At 69.2% G+C, this 22,470-nt stretch carries 20 protein-coding genes; 2 read left to right on the top strand and 18 right to left on the bottom strand.

Annotated elements, in window-relative coordinates:
* Positions 1 to 59: 59 nt before the first annotated feature.
* A complete protein-coding gene (locus ACXJY8_RS23035; protein ID WP_463774365.1) occupies positions 60 to 1,322 on the bottom strand; it encodes an OprO/OprP family phosphate-selective porin in 1,263 nt (420 codons plus the stop codon).
* Positions 1,323 to 1,406: 84 nt separating this feature from the next.
* Positions 1,407 to 2,246: an aldo/keto reductase gene (locus tag ACXJY8_RS23030; protein ID WP_463774359.1), complete on the bottom strand. Its 840-nt coding sequence runs from the start codon at positions 2,244 to 2,246 to the stop codon at positions 1,407 to 1,409.
* 270 nt (positions 2,247 to 2,516) lie between these two features.
* On the opposite strand from ACXJY8_RS23030, the gene ACXJY8_RS23025 reads away from it, so the two are divergent.
* Together ACXJY8_RS23025 and ACXJY8_RS23020 are read left to right on the top strand one after the other, a co-directional pair.
* The gene (locus tag ACXJY8_RS23025) at positions 2,517 to 3,581 is read left to right on the top strand and encodes an adenylate/guanylate cyclase domain-containing protein (protein WP_463774356.1); all 1,065 of its coding nucleotides are present in this window, start codon (positions 2,517 to 2,519) and stop codon (positions 3,579 to 3,581) included.
* Positions 3,578 to 4,060 carry a YaiI/YqxD family protein gene (locus ACXJY8_RS23020; protein WP_463774354.1) on the top strand — a complete coding sequence of 161 codons (483 nt, stop codon included), beginning with the start codon at positions 3,578 to 3,580 and terminating at the stop codon, positions 4,058 to 4,060. Before ACXJY8_RS23025 ends, ACXJY8_RS23020 begins: the two co-directional genes overlap by 4 nt.
* A 64-nt stretch (positions 4,061 to 4,124) precedes the next feature.
* Here ACXJY8_RS23020 and ACXJY8_RS23015 read toward each other — a convergent pair whose 3' ends face one another.
* The 16 genes from ACXJY8_RS23015 to ACXJY8_RS22940 all read right to left on the bottom strand — a co-directional run bounded on the left by ACXJY8_RS23015 (position 4,125) and on the right by ACXJY8_RS22940 (position 22,186).
* Positions 4,125 to 4,382: a BrnA antitoxin family protein gene (locus ACXJY8_RS23015; protein ID WP_463774351.1), complete on the bottom strand. Its 258-nt coding sequence runs from the start codon at positions 4,380 to 4,382 to the stop codon at positions 4,125 to 4,127.
* 23 nt (positions 4,383 to 4,405) lie between these two features.
* Positions 4,406 to 4,630: a hypothetical protein gene (locus ACXJY8_RS23010; RefSeq protein ID WP_055956977.1), complete on the bottom strand. Its 225-nt coding sequence runs from the start codon at positions 4,628 to 4,630 to the stop codon at positions 4,406 to 4,408.
* A gap of 304 nt (positions 4,631 to 4,934) precedes the next feature.
* Positions 4,935 to 5,864, bottom strand: coding sequence for a DMT family transporter (locus ACXJY8_RS23005; RefSeq protein ID WP_108035166.1), 930 nt, complete (start codon positions 5,862 to 5,864; stop codon positions 4,935 to 4,937).
* 73 nt (positions 5,865 to 5,937) lie between these two features.
* The gene (locus tag ACXJY8_RS23000) at positions 5,938 to 7,206 is read right to left on the bottom strand and encodes an arsenic transporter (RefSeq protein WP_463774346.1); all 1,269 of its coding nucleotides are present in this window, start codon (positions 7,204 to 7,206) and stop codon (positions 5,938 to 5,940) included.
* A 50-nt stretch (positions 7,207 to 7,256) separates the two neighbouring features.
* Positions 7,257 to 8,372, bottom strand: coding sequence for a metallophosphoesterase family protein (locus tag ACXJY8_RS22995; RefSeq protein ID WP_463774344.1), 1,116 nt, complete (start codon positions 8,370 to 8,372; stop codon positions 7,257 to 7,259).
* Between the two features lie 5 nt (positions 8,373 to 8,377).
* Entirely contained in the window at positions 8,378 to 9,703 is a 1,326-nt protein-coding gene (locus ACXJY8_RS22990) for an MFS transporter (RefSeq protein ID WP_463774340.1), read from the bottom strand.
* Positions 9,704 to 9,870: 167 nt separating this feature from the next.
* Complete coding sequence (locus tag ACXJY8_RS22985) at positions 9,871 to 11,403, bottom strand: glucosamine inositolphosphorylceramide transferase family protein (protein ID WP_463774337.1); 1,533 nt, start codon at positions 11,401 to 11,403, stop codon at positions 9,871 to 9,873.
* A gap of 66 nt (positions 11,404 to 11,469) precedes the next feature.
* Positions 11,470 to 12,777, bottom strand: coding sequence for an NAD(P)/FAD-dependent oxidoreductase (locus ACXJY8_RS22980; RefSeq protein WP_463774334.1), 1,308 nt, complete (start codon positions 12,775 to 12,777; stop codon positions 11,470 to 11,472).
* A gap of 84 nt (positions 12,778 to 12,861) precedes the next feature.
* On the bottom strand, positions 12,862 to 13,341 hold the full coding sequence (locus tag ACXJY8_RS22975) for a DUF2721 domain-containing protein (protein WP_463774328.1): 480 nt from the start codon (positions 13,339 to 13,341) through the stop codon (positions 12,862 to 12,864).
* Between the two features lie 310 nt (positions 13,342 to 13,651).
* A complete protein-coding gene (locus ACXJY8_RS22970) occupies positions 13,652 to 15,538 on the bottom strand; it encodes a TniQ family protein (protein WP_463774324.1) in 1,887 nt (628 codons plus the stop codon).
* Complete coding sequence (locus tag ACXJY8_RS22965) at positions 15,535 to 16,635, bottom strand: ATP-binding protein (protein ID WP_463774320.1); 1,101 nt, start codon at positions 16,633 to 16,635, stop codon at positions 15,535 to 15,537. The genes ACXJY8_RS22970 and ACXJY8_RS22965 overlap by 4 nt, the downstream gene beginning before the upstream one ends.
* Positions 16,632 to 18,803, bottom strand: coding sequence for a transposase (locus ACXJY8_RS22960; RefSeq protein WP_463780923.1), 2,172 nt, complete (start codon positions 18,801 to 18,803; stop codon positions 16,632 to 16,634). The genes ACXJY8_RS22965 and ACXJY8_RS22960 overlap by 4 nt, the downstream gene beginning before the upstream one ends.
* A gap of 5 nt (positions 18,804 to 18,808) precedes the next feature.
* A complete protein-coding gene (locus ACXJY8_RS22955) occupies positions 18,809 to 19,708 on the bottom strand; it encodes a Tn7 transposase TnsA N-terminal domain-containing protein (RefSeq protein ID WP_463774316.1) in 900 nt (299 codons plus the stop codon).
* 106 nt (positions 19,709 to 19,814) lie between these two features.
* On the bottom strand, positions 19,815 to 20,099 hold the full coding sequence (locus ACXJY8_RS22950; protein ID WP_463774313.1) for a hypothetical protein: 285 nt from the start codon (positions 20,097 to 20,099) through the stop codon (positions 19,815 to 19,817).
* Between the two features lie 220 nt (positions 20,100 to 20,319).
* Positions 20,320 to 20,499, bottom strand: coding sequence for a hypothetical protein (locus ACXJY8_RS22945; protein ID WP_463774309.1), 180 nt, complete (start codon positions 20,497 to 20,499; stop codon positions 20,320 to 20,322).
* Between the two features lie 335 nt (positions 20,500 to 20,834).
* A protein-coding gene (locus ACXJY8_RS22940; RefSeq protein WP_463774306.1) for an IS3 family transposase occupies positions 20,835 to 22,186 on the bottom strand; the annotation gives its coding sequence in 2 pieces (ribosomal slippage) (positions 20,835 to 21,850 and positions 21,850 to 22,186; 1,353 coding nt in all).
* Positions 22,187 to 22,470 lie beyond the last annotated feature (284 nt).

Here is a 22,470-nt window from a genome sequence, read left to right as displayed (position 1 = left end):
CCGCCCCGGGGGCCGGCCGCAAGCCTGCCCGATGGGCTCGGACGGCCCGGAACCGGCGCCTACCAGTAGAGCTGGAACCGTCCGATGAAGGTGTCCGCGTCGATGGTGCGGCCGCCCTGCACCGCTGAGGGGCTGGTGTGGGAGCGGACGTAGTCGGCGACTACGCGGATGTTGCGGTCGGGATACCAGTTCAGCCCGACCGTGACGTCGCGCTCGATGCCGCCGCGGATGCCGGCATCGTCGAGGTCGATCGCGCTGAAGCGGGTGCCGAGCTCGAACACGCCGATCCCGCCCCGCGAGACCCGGTCGGCCTCCGCCACCTGAACCCCGGAGAAGATCGCGTAGGTGGCGCCGTAATCGGGCGCGAGCTTGTAGGCGCGGCCCTTGCCGTTGAGGATGACGCTCGCCTGGATGTAGCCGCCCTGGAAGCCGACGGACCGGGCGCCGGCATAGCGTTCCACCTCGGTGCGGATGTACTCGGCCTGGACCAGGAACGGCCCGTCGCGATAGGCCGCCTCCAGCCCGATGCGACCGACGCTCGACGCATCCCGGATGTCGCCGGTATCGACGAAGTTGCGCTGGTACAGGAAGGCTTCGGACCGGCTCGACAGGGACAGCCCCTGTCCGTCGCGGGGCAGATCGCGAAAGCTTCCGGCGAGGCCGAGATGCAGGATGCGGTCGTCCTCCCGGATCGGCGCATAGGTGGCGCGCGCCGTGGCGGCGACGCCCTCGCTGCCCACACCCGTGTTGGCATTGCCGCCGAAGACGCTGGCGACCACGGTCCAGTCCTCCCCGTGGCGGCCCAGCGCGAAGCCGAGATTGCGGGCCGGCGCGAAGGCGTCCGCCAGGGAGCGCTCGGTGAACAGGGTGTTGTTGTCGCTGGTCAGCTGGTCGAGGCTGAAGGGCTCCTTCATGTTGCCCACCGTCAGGAGGGTGTTCTCGAAGCCCGTATAGGCGGCGGCCGCGTCGTTGATCGGCCGCATCGGATCGGCGAAATCATACTGGAAGGCGAGTTCCAGGCTCTTGCCGAGGGTGAGGTAGCTTTCGATCCAGGCCCGGCGCACCGCGAAATTCTCGGGGAACGGCTCCGGAAACCCGGCCTGCCGGATGGCGGCCGCCCCGTAATCGAGCTGCAGCTTGCCGCCGATGCGCAGCTTCGCGACGTCGGGGAAGGCCAGGGTGATGCCCTTCTCGTCGATCGTCAGGGTCTCGCCGTTGGGCTGATCGGGATTGCGCCGGTCGGATTTGGCGTCCTCTGCCAGCGCCGGCGCACCGGCAAGGCAGCACAGGCCGAGACATGCCGAACCCCGCCATCGCGCCATCGCTCGCACTCCTCACACCGGCCCCGGCGCGGACCGTCCGCGCCGGATCGTTTCCGGCCATTGGCCACAACTTCGCACGGGCCGCTACAGCATCGGCAGGCTGCGCGGGCGCGGTCCGCGCGGGAAGGCCGCCTCGAGGGCCGCGAGATCCTCCGGCGTCAGGGTGATGGCCCCCGCCGCCGCGTTCTCCCGGGCCCGCTCGGGCCGCGCCGTCTTCGGGATGGTGAAGGTGCCCTCCTCCCGTGTCAGGAACGCGACGGCGATGCCGCGCGCCGTGGTGCCGTGCGTCTCCGCGAGGCGGGCGAGGACCCGGCCGCCGGCGCTTCCGGCCTCGGGAAAGTCGCCGCTGCCAAAGGGCGAATAGCCCACCAGGGCGACCCCGTTGCGCCGGCACCAGGGCAGCACCGCGTGCTCGATGGCGCGCTCCTGCAGATGGTAGAGCACCTGGTTGCAGGCGATCTCCCCCGGGCCGGCGATCGCCAGCGCCTCATCGAGATCGGCGACGTCGAAGTTGCTCACCCCCCAGGACAGGATCTTGCCCGCCTGCTTCAGGGCGGAGAAGCCCGCGATGGTGTCCTCCAGCGGATAGCGGCCCGGCCAGTGCAGCAGATAGGCGTCGAGGTGGTCGGTGCCGAGGCGCTTGAGCGAGCGCTCGCAGGCCGCGACCACGCCCGGGCGGCTGGCATTGCCCGGCACCACCTTCGACACCAGGAACACCTCCGCGCGCCGGCCCGCGATGGCCTCGCCCACCAGCGGCTCGGCCTCGCCGTACATCTCGGCGGTGTCGATATGCGTCATGCCGGCCTCGAGCCCCGCGCGCAGCGTCGCGACGGCGGTGGCGCGGTCCGCCTGGTCGAGGTGCCAGGTACCCTGCCCGATGACGGGCACAGCCCGGCCCGCCGCACCGAAAATCCTGCTCCGCATCCGCCTCATCCTCGCATGATGGTGACCCACCCTGCCAACGCGCGGCGGCCACACCGGTCCCCGATCCGGCGGCCTGCGTCACCTTGGCCTTACTCGCGCCATCATGCGACGATGTTCAGGACGGGGTTCGAAGCTCGGCGCGCCAAGGGGCTGCGCCGCCTGCGGGCCCATCCCCGAAGGGGCTCATCCGTTGCGCAGCGCTGCTCCCTCCCCCATCCCTGCCGGATCGCCGCCGGCCCCCGCCGGGGTGCCGCACGGGGGGCGTCGCTGATGCTGCCGCAGCACCGCTGGTTCTGGCTCCTCATCCTCATCGCCTGCGGCGGGGCCGGCCTCCTCTACAACGTGCTGTTCGCCGGGGGCGCGACGCCCCTCGCCGGCCTGACCTACGGCCTGGCGGTGGGCGGGACGACGCTCGCCTTCGACCGCGGCATGATCCTCGGCGGCCTGCAGGCGCGGATGCGCCGGATGCCGGCGAAGTTCTACGTGCCGGCGGCCGAGTTCGCCTACGTCCTGATGATCGCCGCCGGCATCGCGCTGGGGGGCCTGCTGGTCTGGGCCCTGGGCCTGACCGACGACGACCTCAGCCACGCCGTGCGGATCACGCCGCGGGTGCTGGCCTACTGCCTCGCGGTCTCGGCGATGCTCGTCTTCGTCATCCGCATGCGCGACCTCATCGGCGGCGAGGTATTCGTGAACTTCCTGGTCGGGCGCTACCACCAGCCCGTGCGGGAGGAGCGGATCTTCCTGTTCCTCGACGTCGTCGGCTCGACCGCCTTCGCCGAGACCCACGGCGACCTCAAGGCCCAGGCCTATCTCGGCGCGGTCTTCGCGGCGCTCGCCGAGCCGGTCCGGCGCAATGCCGGCTCCATCGACGATTACATCGGCGACATGGCGATGATCACCTGGCCGATGGCCCGCGGCCTGAAGGACGCGCGCTGCGTGGCCTGCGTGTTCGACGTGATGGACCGGCTGGAGGCGGAATCCGAGGCCTGGATGGCGCGCTTCGGCACCGTGCCGCGCCTGCGTGCCGCCCTGCACGGCGGCTCGATCGTGACGGCGGAGGTCGGCGTCGACCGGCACAAGATCGCGTATTTCGGCGATGCGGTGAACGTGACCGCGCGCATCGAATCCCTCTGCCGGCCCCTCGCCACCGAGATCCTCGTCTCCGACGACCTGCTGGCCCGGATCGAGCGCCTGCCCGCGGGCATCCGCGCGCATCCGCTCGGGGCCCACGCCCTGCGCGGGCGCGGGCAGCCCCTCAGCGTCTCGACCCTGGAGCGGATCGGGGCGGAGCCGGTGGACGCCGCCGAGCCCCGCGCGGTCGCCGCCCAATGAGCGAGGCGGCAACCCCACGCACCATCGTCGTCTACATCGACGCGGATGCCTGCCCGGTGAAGGACGAGACCTACCGGGTCGCCGGCCGCTACGGTCTCCACGTCTGCGTGGTCGCCAACAGCTACCTCACCCTGCCGCGCGAGCCCTGGATCGAGCGGGTGGTGGTGAGCGACGGGTTCGATGCCGCCGACGACTGGATCGCCGAGCGGGCGCGCCCCGGGGCCATCGTCATCACGGCCGACGTGCCCCTGGCCAGCCGCTGCGTGAAGGCCGGGGCGGAGGTGCTCGCCCCCACCGGCAAGCCGTTCAGCGAGAGCGGCATCGGCATGGCGCTCGCCACGCGCAACCTGATGCAGGACCTGCGCGAGGCCGGCGCGATCACCGGCGGTCCGAAGCCGTTCTCGGCCCGCGACCGGTCCGCGTTCCTCGGCGCCCTCGACCGCACCGTGATGCGGCTCAAGCGGGGTGGATTCGGCTAGACGCCGTCGGCCGGATCCCGGATGCGCGGGCGGGCCCCCGGCCTGGGGGCTGCGGCCCGCCGTTCTAGAGCCCGGCGGCGGCCTTGAGCGCCGCGTTGATACGGTCCTGCCAGCCGGGACCATCCTTCTGGAAATGCTCGAGCACGGCGCGGTCGAGGCGCAGGCTCACCATCTCGCGGGCCCCGGGCACGGACGAGGCCGGGGAGGCCGGAGCGGCCGAGACCGGCTTGGCGGTCTCGACGGGCTTGGTGGTGGCGGCCTTGAAGGCCGCTTCGGCGGCCTGTCGCGGGTCGCTCGGGCGACGGGAGCGATCGAATGCCATGGCTACTTCTCCGCCGGGCCGTCTCAGGAACGCTTGCGCTTGGGCGCAGGCGGCGGGGCGGCGGCCTTCGCCTCGGCGTCGGCAGCCTCCTTGGCGAGGCGCAGGGCCCGCAGCTTCACCGTCCGCTCGTCCACGGCCTTCACCGAGGCGAGGTGCTCGGCCATGGCCTGGGCGCCTTCCTTGGCCATCCGCTCGGCCCGCTCGGCACGCTCCTCGGATCGGGTCCGGGCGTCGGTCTCGTCGCTCATTGCATTCCTGTCCTTGAACCCTCCCGCACGCGCTCGGCACGGCGTCATGGATGACCGTCGGCGCGGCCGCGTGGGCGGTCCGGGCGCCGGATTCCGGTGACCGATCAGGTCGTGACGCGCGCCGGACTAGACCGGGAGACGGCAATCGGGCGGCACGAGAGGCAGTCCACACACCCTTGACGCGGATCGGCTCCGGGCGGGATCGTCGGAGGTTTAGCACGCCGGGCGCCGAAAAGGCCAACGTTTCCCGGCGGCTGCAACCGCTTGTCCTCAAGCTTCGCGTTTTCGAATACGTAGGGGCCGCTCAAAACACCGAGATCAGGACGATGCCGGCGACCATCAGGGCGGCGCCCCCGAGCCGGGCGGGACCGGCTTTGACCTGCTTCATGCCGACCCAGCCGAAATGGTCGAGGGCCACCGAGGTCAGGAGGTTGGCGGTGATGAGAAGGCCGTTGAAGGCGCCCGCCCCCACCTTGTCGACGAAGAGGAGGCCGCCGAACACCGCCACCGCGCCGGTGATGCCGGCCAGCGGCATCCACCAGCGCACGCCGGACACGTCCTGGCGCGTCGGCAGCGGCGTCGGGCGCACGAGGAACACCAGCACGAACACGAACACGACGGGCAGGAAGGAGACGGTGGCGGCGAGCCAGGGGTTCACCAGGGCGCCGCGCAGCTGCGAATTCCAGACGACGCCGACAGCCTGCAGGATGCCGGCGATGACGATGAAGGGGTAGAGCAGCTTCGGGTTGAGGCCGTGCCCGCCGTCCTTGTCGCCGCCGGTGTCGGCGGTGGTGCGGGCGATGAAGAACACGCCGATCGCCATCAGCAGTCCGCCGAGCCAGGGCATCAGCTTGAAGCCGCCGCCCTGGAGCCCGAACAGGCCGAAGGAATCCATGGCGAGGGAGGCCAGGATGTTGGCCGTGAGCGTCAGGCCGTTGAACGGCCCCGCACCGACCTTGTCGATGAAGGCGAGCCCGCCGAACACCGCCACCGCGCCGGCGACACCGCCGAGCGGCGCGTACCACGGCATCTTGCCGAGGGTCTCCAGGGTGGGGAGCGGCGTCGGCATCACGAGGAACAGCGTGGCGAACACGAACACGATGGGCAGGAACGAGACCGAGGCGGCGAGCCAGGGGTTCACGAGCCGGCCGCGCAGCTGCGCGTTCATCGAATTGCCGAGCGCCTGCAGGACGCCCGCGACGAGGATGAAGGGATAGAGCAGTGCGGCGTTCACGGGGGACCTTGGGCTAAGGGATTTTCGACCGGAGACTTCGGGCTGAGGACTTCGGGCCGAAGACGCGAGGGATCTAGACGAGGAGCAGGCCGGCCAGCGCCAGCAACAGGGCGGGCGGCATGACGAGCAGCCCGAGCTTGAGGAAGCGCCAGAAGCCGACATCCTGGCCCTCGCGGCGGATCGCGGTCAGCCACAGGATGGTGGCCAGCGAGCCCGTCACCGACAGGTTCGGGCCGATATCGACGCCGATCAGCACGGCGCCCGCGACCTTGTCGGGCACGTGGGCGGTCTGCACGGCCGCACCCGCGATGAGGCCGGCCGGCAGGTTGTTGACGAGGTTGCACAGCACCGCGATCAGGGTTCCGGCGCCCCAGGCGGTCTCGACGGGCGAGGCGGACGCCGCCTGCTTCAGCGCATCGGCGATCATCCGCAGGACGCCGGTTTTCTCCAGCGCCTCGACCAGCACGAATAGGCCGGCCACCAGGGGCAGCACGCTCCAGGACACGTCCTTGGCGACCTCGACGAGGCCGCCGCGCTTCATCAGCAGGACCGCGGCCGTGGTGAGGCCGCCGGCCACGAAGGTCGGGAGGCCGAGATCGAGTCCCAGGGCGGAGGCGCCGATGAGCACGCCGCCGGTGGCGACGATGCCGAGGCCGGCGACGAGTCCGGTCCGCGACAAGCGCACGGCCTCGACGTCGGTGGCGACCTGCTGGTCGCGCAGGACGGAATTCTGGGTCAGGCGCAGGGTGGCGTAGGTGGCGACGATGGCCAGCACGGAGGGCAGCGCGAACATCGCCAGCCACTGCGTCAGCGGCGGCATGTGCTCGGCGAAGACCACGAGGTTGGCCGGGTTCGAGATCGGCAGCACGAAGCTCGCCGCATTGGCGATGAAGGCGCAGATCAGGAGGTAGGGCAGCGGGTTCTCGACCTTCGCGGCCTTGGTGGCGGCGTAGACGGCCGGGGTGAGCACCACCGCGCAGGCATCGTTGGAGAGGAAGACCGTCACGACGGTGCCGACGACGTAGATCAGGGTGAACAGGCGGGTGGCCGAGCCCTTGGCCGCCCGCACCGCGATGCCGGCGAGCCAGTCGAACAGCCCCTCCTTCCGCGCCACCTCGGACATCAGCATCATGCCGACGAGGAAGAGATAGACGTCGGTGCCCTTGAGGACGCCCTCCCAGGCGGTCCCGGCCGGCATCAGGCCGAACACCACGAGGGCGGCGGCGCCCAGCACGGCCCAGATCGCCTCCGGCCAGGAGAAGGGACGGGTGATCACCCCCAGGGTGGCCACGGCGGCGATCGCCCATGTGACGAGGTTCGGGGTCAGCGTCAGCGCACCCATCGGGTTCGGAATCCTTGGTCGGAAAGAAAGTCGGGCAGGGCGGATGCGCCCTACCAGTGGCGCCCGTTGCGGTTCGGGCCGAGCTGGGTGCCGAGGATGCCCCGGTCCGGCCAGGCGCCGACGGAATCCGCGTCGCTGCCGAGGCCCTTGGAGCGGACGAGGGCGCCGACGTCGCCGGCCGGCTCGATCCGGTCCTCGCCGACGCCGCCCTCGGAATCCTGGGCGCGGACGGTAAGGCGTCCCGCGCCGGGGGGCCAGTCGACCGTGGCGCGGAAGCGGCGGTCGCCCTCGGCGCGCCGCATCGGGCGCCAGGGGCCGCCGTCGATGCTGAACTCGCAGACCGCCGTCCGGCCGGCGCCGAGCACCAAGGCGCGGATCTCGGTGGTACCCGAGACGATGTGATCCTCGGCGTGGGCGAGGCGCCGGTCGGCCGGCGCGGTGATCACCACGAAGGGCCAGCCCTGGGCCAATTCCTTGAAGCGCCAGCTCACCACGCCCCGGTCGATCGCCGCGACGGCGTAGCCGACCGGCCCCTCCTCGATCTGGCCCGTCGAGCGGGTCGCCGCGTAGATGGTCCGCCCGTCATTGGCGAGTTCGTTGTAGTGGGTGTGCCCCATCTCGACGAGGCGAATGCGCGAGCCGTGCACGATCTCGGCGACGGTCGCGGCCTCGCCCTCCCCCTTCAGGTCGGCGGGGTAGCTGTGCATGAACAGGGCGCAGTCGTGCCCTTCCGCCTCGGCGGCGTCCACCTCCCGCCGGAGCCAGGCGACCTGCCCGTCGCCGAGGCGGAAATCCGGTCCGCCGGAGCCCGGCCCGCACATGTCGAGGAACAGGCAGCGGGTGCCCGACACCGTCACCGCATAGGGCAGGCGCGGTGCGCCGAGGCCGACATAGAGGGCGTCGAGGCTGCCGCCCTCCATGTCGTGGTCGCCGGTGATCACGTGGACCGGCCGGCGCAGGCGGTCGAGCCCGGCCCGGACCAGGGCGTATTGCTCCGGCGTGCCGTTATCGGCGTTGTCGCCGGGCACGTAGACGAAATCGAGCCCGTCCACGGCGTTGATCTGGTCCACGATGGCGCGGAAGTCGCGGGCGTTGTCGGCCTCCGCGACGGTGAGATGGAGGTCGCCGATATGGGCGAAGGCGAGGATGTCGTCGGCGGCGCTCATGCGGGTCAGGCCGCCGCCGCGGGGACCGGCGTCAGGCCGCCGTCATCGGCGCCGGAGCGGCCGGGCTCGTAGCCCCGCGTCTCCGGCATCGCGAAGAGGTAGAGGGCGAAGCCGAGGGCGGCGATCGCCGCCAGCGACAGGAAGGCGGTGGAATAGCCCGCCGAGACGATGATGACGCCGGCGAGCGTCGCGCTCAGCGCCGCGCCCAGGCTCTGGGCCGTGGCGACCGCCCCCTGCGAGACGTTGAAGCGGCCGGTGCCCCGGGTCAGGTCGGAGACGATGACGGGGAAGAGCGCGCCGTAGATGCCGGCGCCGATGCCGTCGAGGAGCTGGACGCCCACGAGGTAGAACGGGTTGTCCGACAGGGTGTAGAGGACACCACGGATCGCCAGCACGCCGAAGGCGGCGAGGAAGATCGGCTTGCGCCCGATCGCGTCGGCCTTGGCGCCGACGAAGACCGCCACCGGCACCATCACCAGCTGCGCCGCCACGATGCAGATGGCGATCAGCGAGGTGGCGTTGTCCTTGCCGGAGAGCTTCGTCAGCAGCTGGCCCACCGAGGTGAGCATGGCGGCGTTCGACAGGTGGAACAGGGCGGCCAGGACGGCGAAGAGCAGCAGGTACTTGTTCTTGAGGAGGGCCGTGAGGCCGGAGGGCTCCTCCTGGCCCTCGGTGCGGGCCTGCGACTCGGTCTGGTCGAGGCCGCGGGCGAGATCGTCGTCGATGGCATCGGCCGGCACCATCAGCATGGCGCCGATGCTGCAGAGGGCCAGCAGCGCCATCAGCCAGAACACCACGATCGGTCCGAAGAAATAGGCGGTACCGCCCGCGATCGCCGCCGAGGCGGCGTTGCCCGCATGGTTGAAGCCTTCGTTGCGGCCGATGCGCTTGGCGAACATCTTGGGGCCGACGACGCCGAGGGTGATGGCGGCCAGCGCCGGCGGGAAGATCGCGCCCGCGATGCCGGCCACCGATTGCGTGGCGGCCACCACGTAGAAGTTCGAGATGAAGGGCAGGACGAGGCAGCTCAAGGTCACCGCCACCGCCGCGGCGATGACGATGGCGCGCTTGTGGTTGGTCCGGTCGATCAGAGCCCCGGCCGGCGTCTGGGCGATCAGGCCGGCGATGCCCGCGATGGTCATGATCAGGCCGGTGGTGGCCTCGTTCCAGCCCTGATCCGGACCACGGACCGCGATCAGGTAGATCGCCAGGTAGGGCCCGAGCCCGTCGCGGACGTCGGCCAGGAAGAAATTGAGCGCATCGAGGCCCCGCAGGGCGCCCGCCGACGGGTTTCGCGTCGTGACGGTACGGGAGGAGAGCGGCTCGGCCATGAGGGGGCCCTTCCGGACGTTCAAGCGGGACGATGTGAGATCGGGACCTGCGGAGGGCCGGATGCCCCGCCCCCACCGGCGCTGGCACAAGCGCGTGCGAAAGTGTTTGTTCCTCGGACGGGATTAAAATGTGTGTGATGACGTAAGTCGCTGAGGCAGGCCGGATTTCAGGAACGTCGGCCCGGCGCGGCGAAGCGCCGGCGGACGCGTCCGGCGCCGTCGATGAATTCAAAATGCGCCGTGCGGTTGAGGGTGTGCAGGCCGTTGCCCGGGAAGCGCGGCCCGGAGCGCAGGATCATCTCCACGCTCTGGTCATACCCCGTTTCGTCGAGCCGGCGGATGCGCGCCAGACCCAGCGCGCCGCCGTAGCCGTCGCGGCAATCCTGGACCGGCCGGAACAGGGCGCCATCGCGAGCGACGATACGGCCGCCGGAGCGGGCGGCGGCGATGTCGACGAGTACCGGATTCCGGGGATGGGGCGACCAGGGCCCCCGGAAATCCGGCGCGGACCAGAGATGGAGGCTGTCGGAATAGGAGCCCCAGGCGGCGAAGGGGCCGTCGTGCTCGCCGTCGTCCCGCACCGTCGCGAACAGCCACCAGCGGTCCTCGTGCCGGAGCAGGGTCGGATCGCTGGCGTTCAGGCCGGAGATCAGGGTCGCCTCCTTCACCCAGCCGCCGGGAAAGGCGGTGGCGCGGTAGAGGTCGAGGGTGCCGGTGGCACCGCTCTCCGGCACCATCCAGTGGGCGCCTTCCTCCGCGAAGACGAAGGGATACGAGAGGTGGTGGGCCGCTTCCAGCACCGGCACCGGGGTGCCGAGGGGGCCGTCCGCACCGAAGCGCACCGCCGAGATCACGCCCTTCTGAAGGACGTGGCTGAAATCCTCCACGAACAGCACCGTCCCGGCGGCATCCGCGATGGGAAAGGGATCGGCGTAGAAGCGGCGCCCGTCGTCGGGCAGGGTCCGCCAGCCCGTCTCGGGATGGGCCTGCAGATCGATCAGGTCGGGGCCGGAGAGCCGGCGCCAGCCGACCCGCCAATGGGGGGCCCAGGTGCAGAGGGCGTAAAGCCGGCGTCCGGCCATCCGGGTGCAGGTGCGTATCGCGCGGGCGGCGAGGTCGGCCGCCGTGAACCCCGCCGGGGCCGGGCCCGGGACCGGGGCGGTGGCGGGCGCGAGGTGCGGCCCCGATCCGTCGAGGGCGGCCAGGATCAGGCTCGCGGTGCGCACCAGGGCGTCCTCGAAGGCGGTCAGCATGATACCGCGCGCCTCGGTGCCGACCCGCCCGGAGGCGACGACGCGGCCGCCCTCGGTCAGGCTGACCACCGGCGGGCGCCCGGCGAGCAGCGAGGCGAGCAGGGCCGCCTCGCCGCAGGCTCCGTCGAAGGTGAGCCGCCAGACCGGGACGCCCGGTGGGCTCGCGGCATCGCCGTAGAGGTCGAGGACGAGGTCGGGGCGCCCGTCGGACGCGGATGCGAGGGCGAGCAGGTCCGCGCGATCCACCCGCAGGGCCGGCCCGGTGCGCGGCAGGCGCCGCAGCATCGCCTCGAGGCGGAACAGCAGCGCGGCATTGGGCGGCAGCCCTCCCGGGCCCGGCGCGAGATCGACAAAAACCGAAACCCCGGGGCGGCGTAGGATGCGTTCGATCAGCCGGAGGTGCCAGCGGCGGCACATGCCCCCGTCGAGGCGAACGCTCAGGCGCATGGAGACCGTTGTCCTCGAACGAGGGATGGGCGCGATCTCCCCGCATGGCCCCTCCGGCCGGAGGCGTCAATCCGCGCGGCCGCGCCCCCGCGACGGGCTCCAGCGCGGCCAGCCCAGGAGGCGCTGCGGCGCGAAGGGTGCGACCGGAATGGAGGGCGGGGCGCCGGTGGCGAGATCGGCCACCAGCCGCCCGGTGATCGGCCCGGTGGAGAGCCCGATATGGCCGTGGCCGAAGGCGAAGATCAGTCCGCGGTGCCGGGGCGCCGGGCCGATCACCGGCAGGCCGTCGGGGGTCGAGGGCCGCGCCCCCATCCAGGGCCGGTTGTCGAGGTTCGCGCCGAGGCGCAGGGTCCCGGCCGCCTCCTGTGCGGCCGCCTCGATCTGTACGTAGTCGGGCGGCGCCTCGCGGGCGTTGAGCTCGACCCCGGAGAGGACGCGTACCCGCCCCTCCCCCATCGGCGCGATGATCGAGCCGGCACCGGTGTCGAGGACCGGCCGGGTCAGCGGCGGGCTGTCCGGGTGGAGGGCGTAGTGGGCGTGGTAGCCGCGCTCGGCCGCGAAGGCGAAGCGGTAGCCGAGGCCGCGCGCGATCTCCCCCGAGGCGGCGCCCGCCGCCAGCACCACCTGCCGGGCCTGAACCATGCCGCCGTCGTGGCGGACCCGCCAGCCCTCGCCGTCGGGCTCGAGGGCGGTGGTAACCATCCGGAGGGTTCGGCCGCCGAGCCCGAGATAGAGCTGTTGATAGGCCTCCAGCAGGCCGCCGGGATCGCTGACCGCACCGGTTTCGGGCAGGAGCATCGCCTGCGCGTAGGGCCGGACCAGGGCCGGCTCGGCCGCCCGGATGTCGTCCGGATCGAGGATGTCGAAGGTCACGCCGTGGCGGCCCAGGATCGCGCGCTCCAGGGCCGCGCCGGCGAAGGCCGCATGGGTCCGGTAGAGCTTGATCCAGCCGCAGCGGCGCAGCAGGTGCCCGGCCCCGGCCCGCTCCGCGAGCGCGAGATGCGCGGGCAGCGCCGCGCTGGTCAGCGGCAGCAGGGACGCCGCGGCCCGCTCCCAGGCGGAGGTCCGGGCGGAGGCCAGGAAATGCGCCGTCCAGGGCAGGACGCGGGCGACGTGGGTGTGGCGCAGGCGCAGGCCCCGGTCGGCATTGCGCAGGTAGGTGGGCAGCTTGGCCCAGAGGGCCGGGCTCGACATCGGAAAGATCGAGCCCCGGCTGATCACGCCGGCATTGCCGAAGGACGTGCGCGCCCGCGCCTCGCCCGGGTCGCAGAGCAGGACGTCGAGGCCCCGGTCGCGCAGGGCGATCGCCGAGGCGAGCCCGACCATGCCGCCGCCGACGACCACCACCTCCGCCTTCACAGTCTCGCCACTCATCGGACCTCCGCCGCATCGCTCACCCGAGGGGAGGCGCGTATCAGGGTGCGGCCGGATGATCGAGACCGACTCCGGCGCGAGGCGTCACGGCGCGCCCCGTTCCCCCGCATGTTCCTGCTGCCGGTCGACCTCGTCGCGGATGCCGCGTCCGGCCATCAGGATCTCCACCAGGAAGGCGGCGACCGCGACCACGGTGCAGACCAGGGCCACGCCGAAGCAGGCGAACAGGATCGAGGCGGTCGCGGCATCGCGCAAGGCCCCGACGAAGAGGGTCAGCACCGCGATGCCGGTCATCACCGACCCGGTGGAGGCCAGCACCACGGCCCCGTCCAGCACGAAGGAGCGCCGCCGCAGGTAGGACAATTGCCGGGACAGCCGCACGGCCTCGTGCGCATCGGCGGTCCGCAAGGCTGCCGCCGCGGCGTCGACCTTGTCGGCCACGCGGCCGAGGCGCGTCGAGAAGACGTTGAGAAGGGTCGCCAGCGCCGTCAGCAGGAAAGCGGGCGCGAGGGCGATCTGGATGACGTGGGCGATGTCGTCGGGGGCGACGGGCGGCGTGGACATGGGGGGCTGATAGGCCAAAGCGCGGGCGGCCGGAATACGCTTCGTCCGGTTCCGCACCCGATCGATTGCGCGACCGGCCTCCGCACGCCGCGATCGGCCCTTTTCCCACGCTGCTGCGGTACCCATAATTTGACGAATCAGGCTACCCTAAGTCCTTGAAAAGAAGGAATGGGCCCCAGCGGATGCGCAGAAACTTGCCACTCGTGGGAAGGGAAAGTTGCCACTTCGCAGGCGTCCGCCATCAGCTCCAAAACAAAAAAGCCCCGGCGGCGAGCCAGGGCTTTTTGGAGTAAGATTGAATAATACAATATTATTTTGCTATCTTACCTCCCAATCGCACACGAGAGCGCGGCTTGTTGAAAGCATCCATTTCGGTTTTGTAGTTCAATACATCACTCTTGAGGTAGAATTCCGTATTTATGTCATCGAACGTGAGCGAGGGTCTCAATCCAGAAATCCTGAGGCTATCGTGACATGAGAAGAAGGCGAATGGACCATTTCTGCGGGTAATAGCATCGGTGTCGATGTATCTCCCGGCAAATGATGAAATCGAATCCTCAGTGACAATTATCGTTCGCTGCTTGGTCAAGGGGTCGATGCCCTGAATGACTTCCAGCGTGCCTGCTTCGATGAGCGCATCGACGACTTCGGGCTTCACCCTCAACTCACTCGAAGCCTCCGGCAGCGTCGGTCCTTCAACCGTCTGCGCCTGAACGAAGGCTCTTACCTCCGCAACCTCAACCCGAATCGAATCTATGCCGCGCTCGTCATCCATCACTGCGGTGTGTTTGAGCATGCGTCCCAGCAGCAGATGGATCACCTCGATCTCGGTGCAGCCTGACATGGCGGACACCTCAGAAACCCGAACCATGCTCGCGCTCAGTCCGCGGTTGGTTCGGCCATCCGGAACGAGCCGTCGAAGCAGCTCATCGAGCTCACTTCGAGCGAGCGCATGCTTCCACGAACTCCCGGGCATGGGAACGGGATGGAGGAGTGCGTGGACGATGAGGCATTGCAGCAGCGGCATGCTGCAGGCGAGGTACTCGACGGCCTCGCGGGTTGAGAGCGTGGCGCCTCTGAAGCATCCTACGCGCCCGAGAAGAGGAGCATTTCGAGGCATCATGATCTCGGTTGGATCGGCGAAGGGGAAGGACCGGAGGATCCTCCTGGGCCTGCACGCGGGAGCGCCCTTCCGCGTCAGAACGCTGGTGATGGACGGGGCGGTCCACCGTTTCGACGGATCGGAAGGTTTGTCCTCGATGTCGGCAATCCCGACCTCGTCGAGGAGGGGCTCCAGGAGTTCCCGGACCGGACGGTAGGCAGGATACTCGCGGATCGACACGAGCCATGTGCGGATGTTCGTCAGCGGCGCCCGGGGGCCCGACTTCACGCCGACGCCGTGGGGATTGTCACGCCGCAGCTCCGCGAGAAACGAACGGATGCCGGGGGTGCCCTCGCTGACGATGGCCATGCCAGCCGCGCCCGCGAGATGCCACTGATCCTCGTCAAGCGTCGAGAACGCCAGCCGACGCCCATGGATCGCGTAGGCCCCCAGCACCTCGCAGAGGCGGCCGACGACGTGGACCTCCAGTCCGTCGAGGAAAGGAAGCCCCCCTGGGATGCCGTCGAGGCGCCCCAGGACATAACGCTCAAGCTCGGACGCCGGTCGCCGCGGGGCTGCGTCGAACAGTTCGTCGAGCCGGTCCAGGTGGGGACGAAGCGCCGCGGCGAAATCCGCCCTTGCGAGACCTCGGCTGGATCCGAGGCTCACCAGGGCCATGCCGTGGACCGCGCAGGTACGGATGGACGACACGTGCCATACCAACCTGCCGCACGCGCTGGCGTGTGGCGCGAGTTCGGAGGAGGAGACATCATCCCGCAGACATGCGGGACAGACGTGGAACTCCGACTGGCGGAGCGACAACCGCGACATGCGGTTGCCGTGGATGAAGTAACCGTCCTCGGTCCGGCGGATGCTGCCGGTGACCAGCGCTTCCAAGGGGGCTCCCGAGAGCGCCGCGAGACGCGGCAGTTCCACGGGACACCCATCGAGGACCGCTTGGAACGACAGGCCGTAGTCGGCGCAGAAGTGGCGCGCCAACCGCACGCCGTTGCGCGCGGCCAGGCAGGACAGGAATGCCGAGGTGCTAGATCCATCGCGAAATGGAATCGTGAGCTCCAGCGCATCGGCGGTCATGCCTGGCCCCCCAACCTGCGCTTGCGCGGGACGCGCTTGGGCTTGGGGGCATCGGGCTCGCTCCGGGCCAGGACCCGGGTCGGATCGACGGCGAGGAAGTCGCGGGCGGCATAGGGGTTCCAGAGCGCGAAGCTGCCGGTCCGCATGGCGTAGGCATCGGCGAAATGTTCGAGGTTCAGGTGGGTCGGGTTCGGACGCTCCAGGGCCGTCCGGATCGCGTCGTGGATTTCCTCGATGACGATGCCGAGGAGGTTGCAGCCCGCGTGCACCAGGCGGGGGACGATGACCCGCACGGCGTCCTCGTCGACGCGAAGCTCGGCGATGGATGCCAGGGCGCGGACGGCGGAGCCGACCGCCTCGCCGTCCCTGGCCAGGTCGATCTTTTCGAAGACCTGCCAGGATCCGCGCCTGACGGACGACCGGTCGGGACGGATGAACGCCTCGAACTCCGGCTGACCCGAGATGATCAGCCCGACGGGGTATTGCTCGTCGACGAGAAGCGTCCGGAGGAGGTGGCGAAGCTTCGTCTGCTCGTCGAGCGAGAGCGTCAGGTGGGCGTCCTGGAACTCGTCGAGATGAAGGACGAGGATGCCGAGCGCCCTAAGGCGCTCGTGCACGATGCCCCAGATCTCGGGGCTGGACGCCTTGGTGCGCCCGAGCTTGTACCCGGTCGCACGCAGCACCTTCCTGCCCAATTCGCCGACGCTGCAGGGCGAGGGAACCCGAACGGTGAGGACACGGCAGCGCGCGCCGCCCTCCCCGTAGTTCGGGCAGAGGGGATGCTGTGTGAGGAGGCGACGGATGGCCGCCGACTTGCCCGCCCCGCTCTCGCCGAGCACGACCATCATGTTGCCTTCGAGGCGGGCGGCCCTGGCCTCGGGATCGGAGATGTCCTCGGGTTGGGCCGGGTTCCTGCGTTCGAGCAGATCCTCCATCAGGCGCTCGAAATGCTTCTTCACGACCGCGTCCCTCTGGGTCCGGAGATACGCATGCCGGACCTTTTCCATGATCGCGGAGCGCCGCCGGGCCTCCTCGGGGAGTGCGTCCCGCACCTGCGATGCGGGATCGAGATCGATTTCATGGCTGACGGACTTCATGATTCCACCTCATGGTCGTCGCCCTTGGGGGCGGAAATTTCGGTGCGTGCGGGTCCGGTGACCGCGATGCCGCCGTCCAGGGGATCGGCGCACCCAGGCTCGCCCCCCTGATGATCCGTGTCGGGCATGGTCCAGCCCAGCAGGAGCTCCTTTTCGGCGATGGCGAGATCCTCCTCGGTCGGCGGCAGCGCGGAGATGCCCGCCCGGGCCATGATCTCCTGCGTGATGACGCGGGCGGCACGGACGGCGGCATGGACCGCCGCCTCGGTCATGGCGGCTCCCGCCGCATGCTGGATGGAGAGGTCGCGGCGCGTCCGGATCCAGGCCTCCATGGAGACGTCCTCGACCCCCTCCCGGGTGCAGGCCGCCGCATGCCAGGCGGGCCCGATCCGAACCGAGATCTCGGAGATGTCGTCCGGGTCGAGGCACACCTCCATCTCCACCGGTCCCCGGTGGAGGAAGTGCTCCCGCAGGGGCTCGCACCAGTACCTGAGCCCCAAGACCCTGATGCCGCCGCTCCCGAGGGTGCGGGTCAGGTGGATCCCGAAGATCGCGCGGAGCTTGTTGCGGTCCGGCGGGGCCTGGAACGCGTAGGCACGCGTCAGGCGGATCCACGCATCGTGCGGGGTCTCGCCGCCGAGGCCATCGTGGGGACTGCCGTGGTAGGTGTCGACGATCCAGCGGGTCAGGAGCGCGACCAGCTCCGGCGTCTCGATGCAGGACAGGCGTTCGGCCTCGTAGCCCGCGCGGGCCACGACGTTCTCAAAGGTCTTCCCGGGCAGCCGGGCCACCGCCTGCGACGAAAGCCTACGGTAGAAGCTTTCCTTGGTCCCACGCAGCGAGGGGACGCCGCCGGATGGGAAATCGGGGCTTTGCCCGAGCATCGCGACCGCGCCGATGAACTCCGCGTTGTTGAACTGGGAGCCCCCGTCGGCATTAATGGCTTCGAAGGTCGCGTGCTGGTCCCACGGCAGCATCGCCCCGGCGGCCTGGGCATAGTGACGCTTGTCGGTGAGGGCCATCCGCAGCACCTTGAGCGCCGCGGCTGTCGAGGGCGTCTCCGAGAGGCAGGCCCCGACGATGACCTTGCTGGCCACGTCGATGGCCGAGCAGAACCACAACCGCGCCACCTGGCGACGGGTCCGGACATTGAGGCGATCCCACAGACCCATCAGCGTCAGGATGGACTGCAGGTCCACGAGCCAGCTGTCGATCTCGATCCGCTCGTAGGGCCGCACCACCACGACGCCGGACGTGATGATGGCGAACTTACGCTTGGCCTTCTCAAGGCCGTACCTGCCGGCATAGACATGGAACCGGCCGAGGCCTGCTATGTACAGGCTAAGGGCCTTCCGGGAAGGGCAGGCAATCTGCTCGGCGGGGAGGAGCGGCAGGTTGTGTCCGTCGACGGCGGCGCGAAGGTCTTCGTGCAGCTCGCTGATCCTGGGCCGGTCCGACGTCGCATAACGGTTGCCATGCTCCACCAGGAGTTCTAGCGCCTTGCCGGTGATCCGCGGGGTGCGGCAACCGCTGCGATGGCGGCCGTCGCGCAGGCTCGACGGCTTGTGGCCGTGCCTCTCCAGCAGCGCCAGCCAACGGAAGACCGTGCGCCTGTCTGGCGCGATCCGACACAGCATCCACGTCTTCGTTCCCGCGTAGAGCTTGCGTCTCGTCGGCTTTCGGCGGCCGGCTGCCTTCCCACGGGCAGCGGCCTTCGCGTTGCGCTTCTTCTTGCTGACCGGGGTGAGTGCGACGTCGAGGTCCTTGAGTTCCTCGAAGACCTCGGCGATGGCCCGATCCATGTCCTCGGGGGTCATCTTGCCCTTGGCGGCCTCGCGACGGCGGATGATCCGGCAGAGGAACTCCCACTTCCAGACGACATCGGGACGATCCTTTGCCTTCAGGTCGTCCAGGGTTGTGATGCCGGTCGCGAGGCGCGAGGTGGCGCTCTCGGGGGCGAACCAGTCGGGGTCCACCTCCCAGTCCCTGCGCTTGCTCAGGAGCCAGATCTCCTCGTGGGAGAACTCCTGGGCTAGGTCGGGGGCGTCGACGCGAAGGAGGATATGCCCCCCTTCGACGGACCTCGGGCTGTGGTACGCGACGGCGCCGATGCGGATCCGGTCATGCGGACCGAAGCGCAGCCGGGGAACGCGCGGGAAGTTCGACATGTCGTTCACGACTGATCCTCCTTCTTGGAGGCGAGCGCGACACGGGTGCCGTAGTCGATGCGGCCGCGGCCCAGGACGCGCAGGATGCCGTCGTCGATCAGCCTCACGACCGACCGGAATCCCCACCCTTCGAGCCCGCTGGCGGCGACGAGGCTTCCCACGGTCGTCGTGCCGATCAGCGTCAGCGCGATTTCCCTGATTACGCCGTCGTGCTTCGGCGCCTCGTCCGCGCGGGCGGAATGGATGAGCTTAGCGTCGTGAACGGCATGCCGGGACGCGTCCCACTCGGTCATCACGATGACCCTGTCGGCGACGGAGCGGGGGACCTGGGAGGCGATCAGGGTGATGAGGTCGGCGAATTCCGGGTGGCGCTCGATCCACGCGGATTGCTTGACCGCGATGAGGATCTTCTCGCCGCTCCGGCGGGTGACGAAGAAGTCGAAGGTGTGCGTGCACCTGGCGTTGGCCTCGTCCTTGTAGGCGACCGGCTCGACCTGCTCGCGGACTTCGACGACGTCGGGCCGGGCGAGGAGCACGAGCAGCACTCGCCGTTCGACGTTGCTCTCGTAGACGATGACCCGAGGAGCCTCGTCCCTGGTGACCAGGGCGCCGCGGAGGGATCCCCTCCCCGGGACCACGATCCTGCGGGACGCCGTCGAGAGCTGCGGTGGGATGAACGCGGGCGGCACGGGGCGAACGCCCCGGCTCTGATGGGCGGCTTCTGGACGCCGTTCGCGACCTGTGGACATCTTTAATCTGACCCTGTTTGAACCAGGGGAAGGACCAACGGAGCGAGACATTTCGCTTGCGCTCGGCATGCGGACGTGCACGATCGCTCCGTGCCCCGCCGCTGGCGGTGACCGGTCACCGACCGCAAGGTCGGTGGTGAAGACGCCGCCACGCATTGGCTTTTCCGGGCGTTGGCGTGACGGCGTTGGGAATTCGGGCGTCCTGGGGTAACCCCTCAGGACGTCCGTTTCGTTTGGGGGCTCGTCTTCATCCCAGTGCCTCTCAGGCCGGACCGGCGTGGATCGCCCGCCGCTTGGCGATGACGAGGGCCTGGGCGTGCCTGGCGTACCGCAGGGCGGCCTCAGAGCAGGTCAGGCCGGTCGGACCGAAGTACCGCCGGGTGCCGACTTCGAAGGCCATCCCGAATTCGGCATCGTCCTTCACCAGGAAGACGCGCGGCTCCCGCGCCCAGGCGCCGATGCTTCCGAGCGGCCCGCGGTCGGCCTCCGGGCACGCGGCATCGCTCTCGCGCCCGCCGATGCGGGCACGCTTGGTAGGCTTGCTCATTGTCGCATTCCTTCAGAGGTCGGCGCTCGGTGGTCACGACCCAGGCTCCGCCGACGGGAAGTCCGGATCACCATGCTCCCTTTCCCGGTCGCGGAACGCGGTGGGAAACGGCGTGTCGTCCAAGGGGCCTGGGTCCCAAGGACTTTTCTCGATAGGAGCCGAAACCTCGGTGTGACCTAGCGACAGGCCGGACCATGACTCGACTGGCCGCCGCTGTCGATCATCCTGTTTGGACCGCCGACGACCGCCAGACCCGTTTTTCAGGTGAATCGTCCTGAATCGGAAACTCAGGAAAAACCCCAACGATTTCAACGATCAAAGGATTGGCTATTGAATCCTTGAATGACCTTTCCACGCCGCGTTTCCGCAGCTGAGAGCCGGCCATGGTTCGCTCGAACATGCCCCGACATTCCAACCGACCCATTCGATCCAAGAAGCGGAATATAGGAATATAAGTGGGTCTCGGGGCGCTTCATTCCTGAAAGTTTTCCACAGGTTCTCTGTCACGACGCGGCTTTTGACCTTGCGCGGACCATGAAAACCCAACCTGGGCGCATCACGATTGGCCCCGGGGCGACACCGGAAACGGCACGACCACCCCTTCGCCGACACCTTGAGGTACCCGGCGGGCCATCAGCGCCCGCCTCTCGGCTTCGACCATTGTCCGTCGTCAGATGATTTGGGACATTCAGCGGTGTTCAGGAGCGGAGGCTCTGGTCCATCTGGGGTGAGAGGTTAGGCAGCGTGCGCGTGGCGGCGCAAGCGGCGATCCATGAATGTCTGGCGCTTGATGCGTTCCCGCTCGGCCAGGATCCCTTCACCGCGTCCGAAGTAGACGTCGGCGGGCGTGAGGTTGCTCAGGCTCTCATGGGCTCGGGCATGGTTGTAGTGTTCGACGAAGTTGGCAACCTGCGTCTCCAGCTCGCCGGGCAAGTAGGCGTGTTCAAGCAGGATGCGGTTCTTGAGCGTCTGGTGCCAACGCTCGATCTTGCCCTGCGTTTGAGGATGGCATGGCGCGCCGCGGATGTGGGTCATGGCCCGAATGCCGAGCCAGTCAGCTAGGTCGCTGGCGACGTAGCTCGGCCCATTGTCGGAGAGCAGGCGTGGCCGCGGCATCACCCGCGCCTGATCGAGCCCAGCCGCACCCAGCGCCAGGTCGAGCGTGGCGGTGACGTCGCTGGCCTGCATCGTCGTGCACAGCTTCCAGGCGACGATGTAGCGTGAGAAGTCGTCCAGGACCGTCGACAGGTAGTACCAGCCCCAGCCAACGACCTTCAGGTAGGTGAAGTCCGTCTGCCAAAGCTGGTTGGGCGCGGTGGTCTTATCGCGGAACTCGTCGGCGGCCTTGATGACGATATAGGCCGGGCTGGTGATCAGGTCCTGAGACTTGAGCAGCCGGTAGACGGTCGCTTCCGAGACGAAGTAGCGCCGCTCGTCGGTGAAGCGTACCGCCAGTTCACGCGGGCTGAGTTCAGGCTGCTCCAAGGCCAGAGCAACGATCTGCTCGCGGATCTCCGCAGGTAGGCGGTTCCAGACCCGGCTTGGCTGCGAAGGATGGTCATTCAACGCCTCGGGGCCGCCGCGCTGGTAGGCGTCGTACCAGCGGTAGAACGTCGAGCGGGTGATGCCGAGCTTGTCCAGGGTAGCGCGCACCGGCAGGTGGGATTGCTCGACGAGCCGGATGATCTCCAGCTTCTCGGGGGCCGGGTACCTCATGCCTCGTCGCCCCCAGCCCCGCTCATGCTTTTTTTGAGCAGACGGTTCTCCAGGACGAGATCAGCTACGACCTCCTTCAGCGCCCCCGTCTCGCGACGGAGGTCCCGCACCTCATCCGTAGTGGCCGCACGAGACGTGTCGCCGGACAGGCGCTTCTTGCCAGCCTCCAGGAACTCCTTGGACCAGCCGTAGTACATCGAGGCGGCGATCCCCTCACGTCGGCATAACTCGGCGATGCTGTCCTCGCCCCGCAAGCCTTCCAGCACCACACGGATCTTCTCCTCGGACGAGAACTGCCGACGTGTGGCCCGACGGATGTCCTTGATCACCGCTTCTGCCGGCTTCTTGGCCGGTCCGGATGTCTGCTTCATCTTCGCTCCTCAGGGGCTACGATGAACCAGCCATCCTCCGTTCGTGAAGACCCTCAATCTGTCCCATAGGTGCTGACGTCGGACAGACGTTGAGCACGGTCCGCGTGTCCGCATCGTAAATCGCGAATGTCACAGCTTTGGGCGCGGCCCTGATCCCAATGGTTCTCATCTTCCCCCCCGAACCTCGCCCATCCCCCGCGGTGGTTCCACGGCCGGCAGACGAAGCAACGTCACTTGGCCAGATTCGGGAACGTTTTCAAATCCGGCAACTGGCTCATGCCATG

The organism is Methylobacterium sp. TK31 (genome assembly GCF_055361545.1).
Note: the sequence above shows the minus strand (reverse complement) of the source record. Positions and strands in the feature narration are given on the sequence as shown.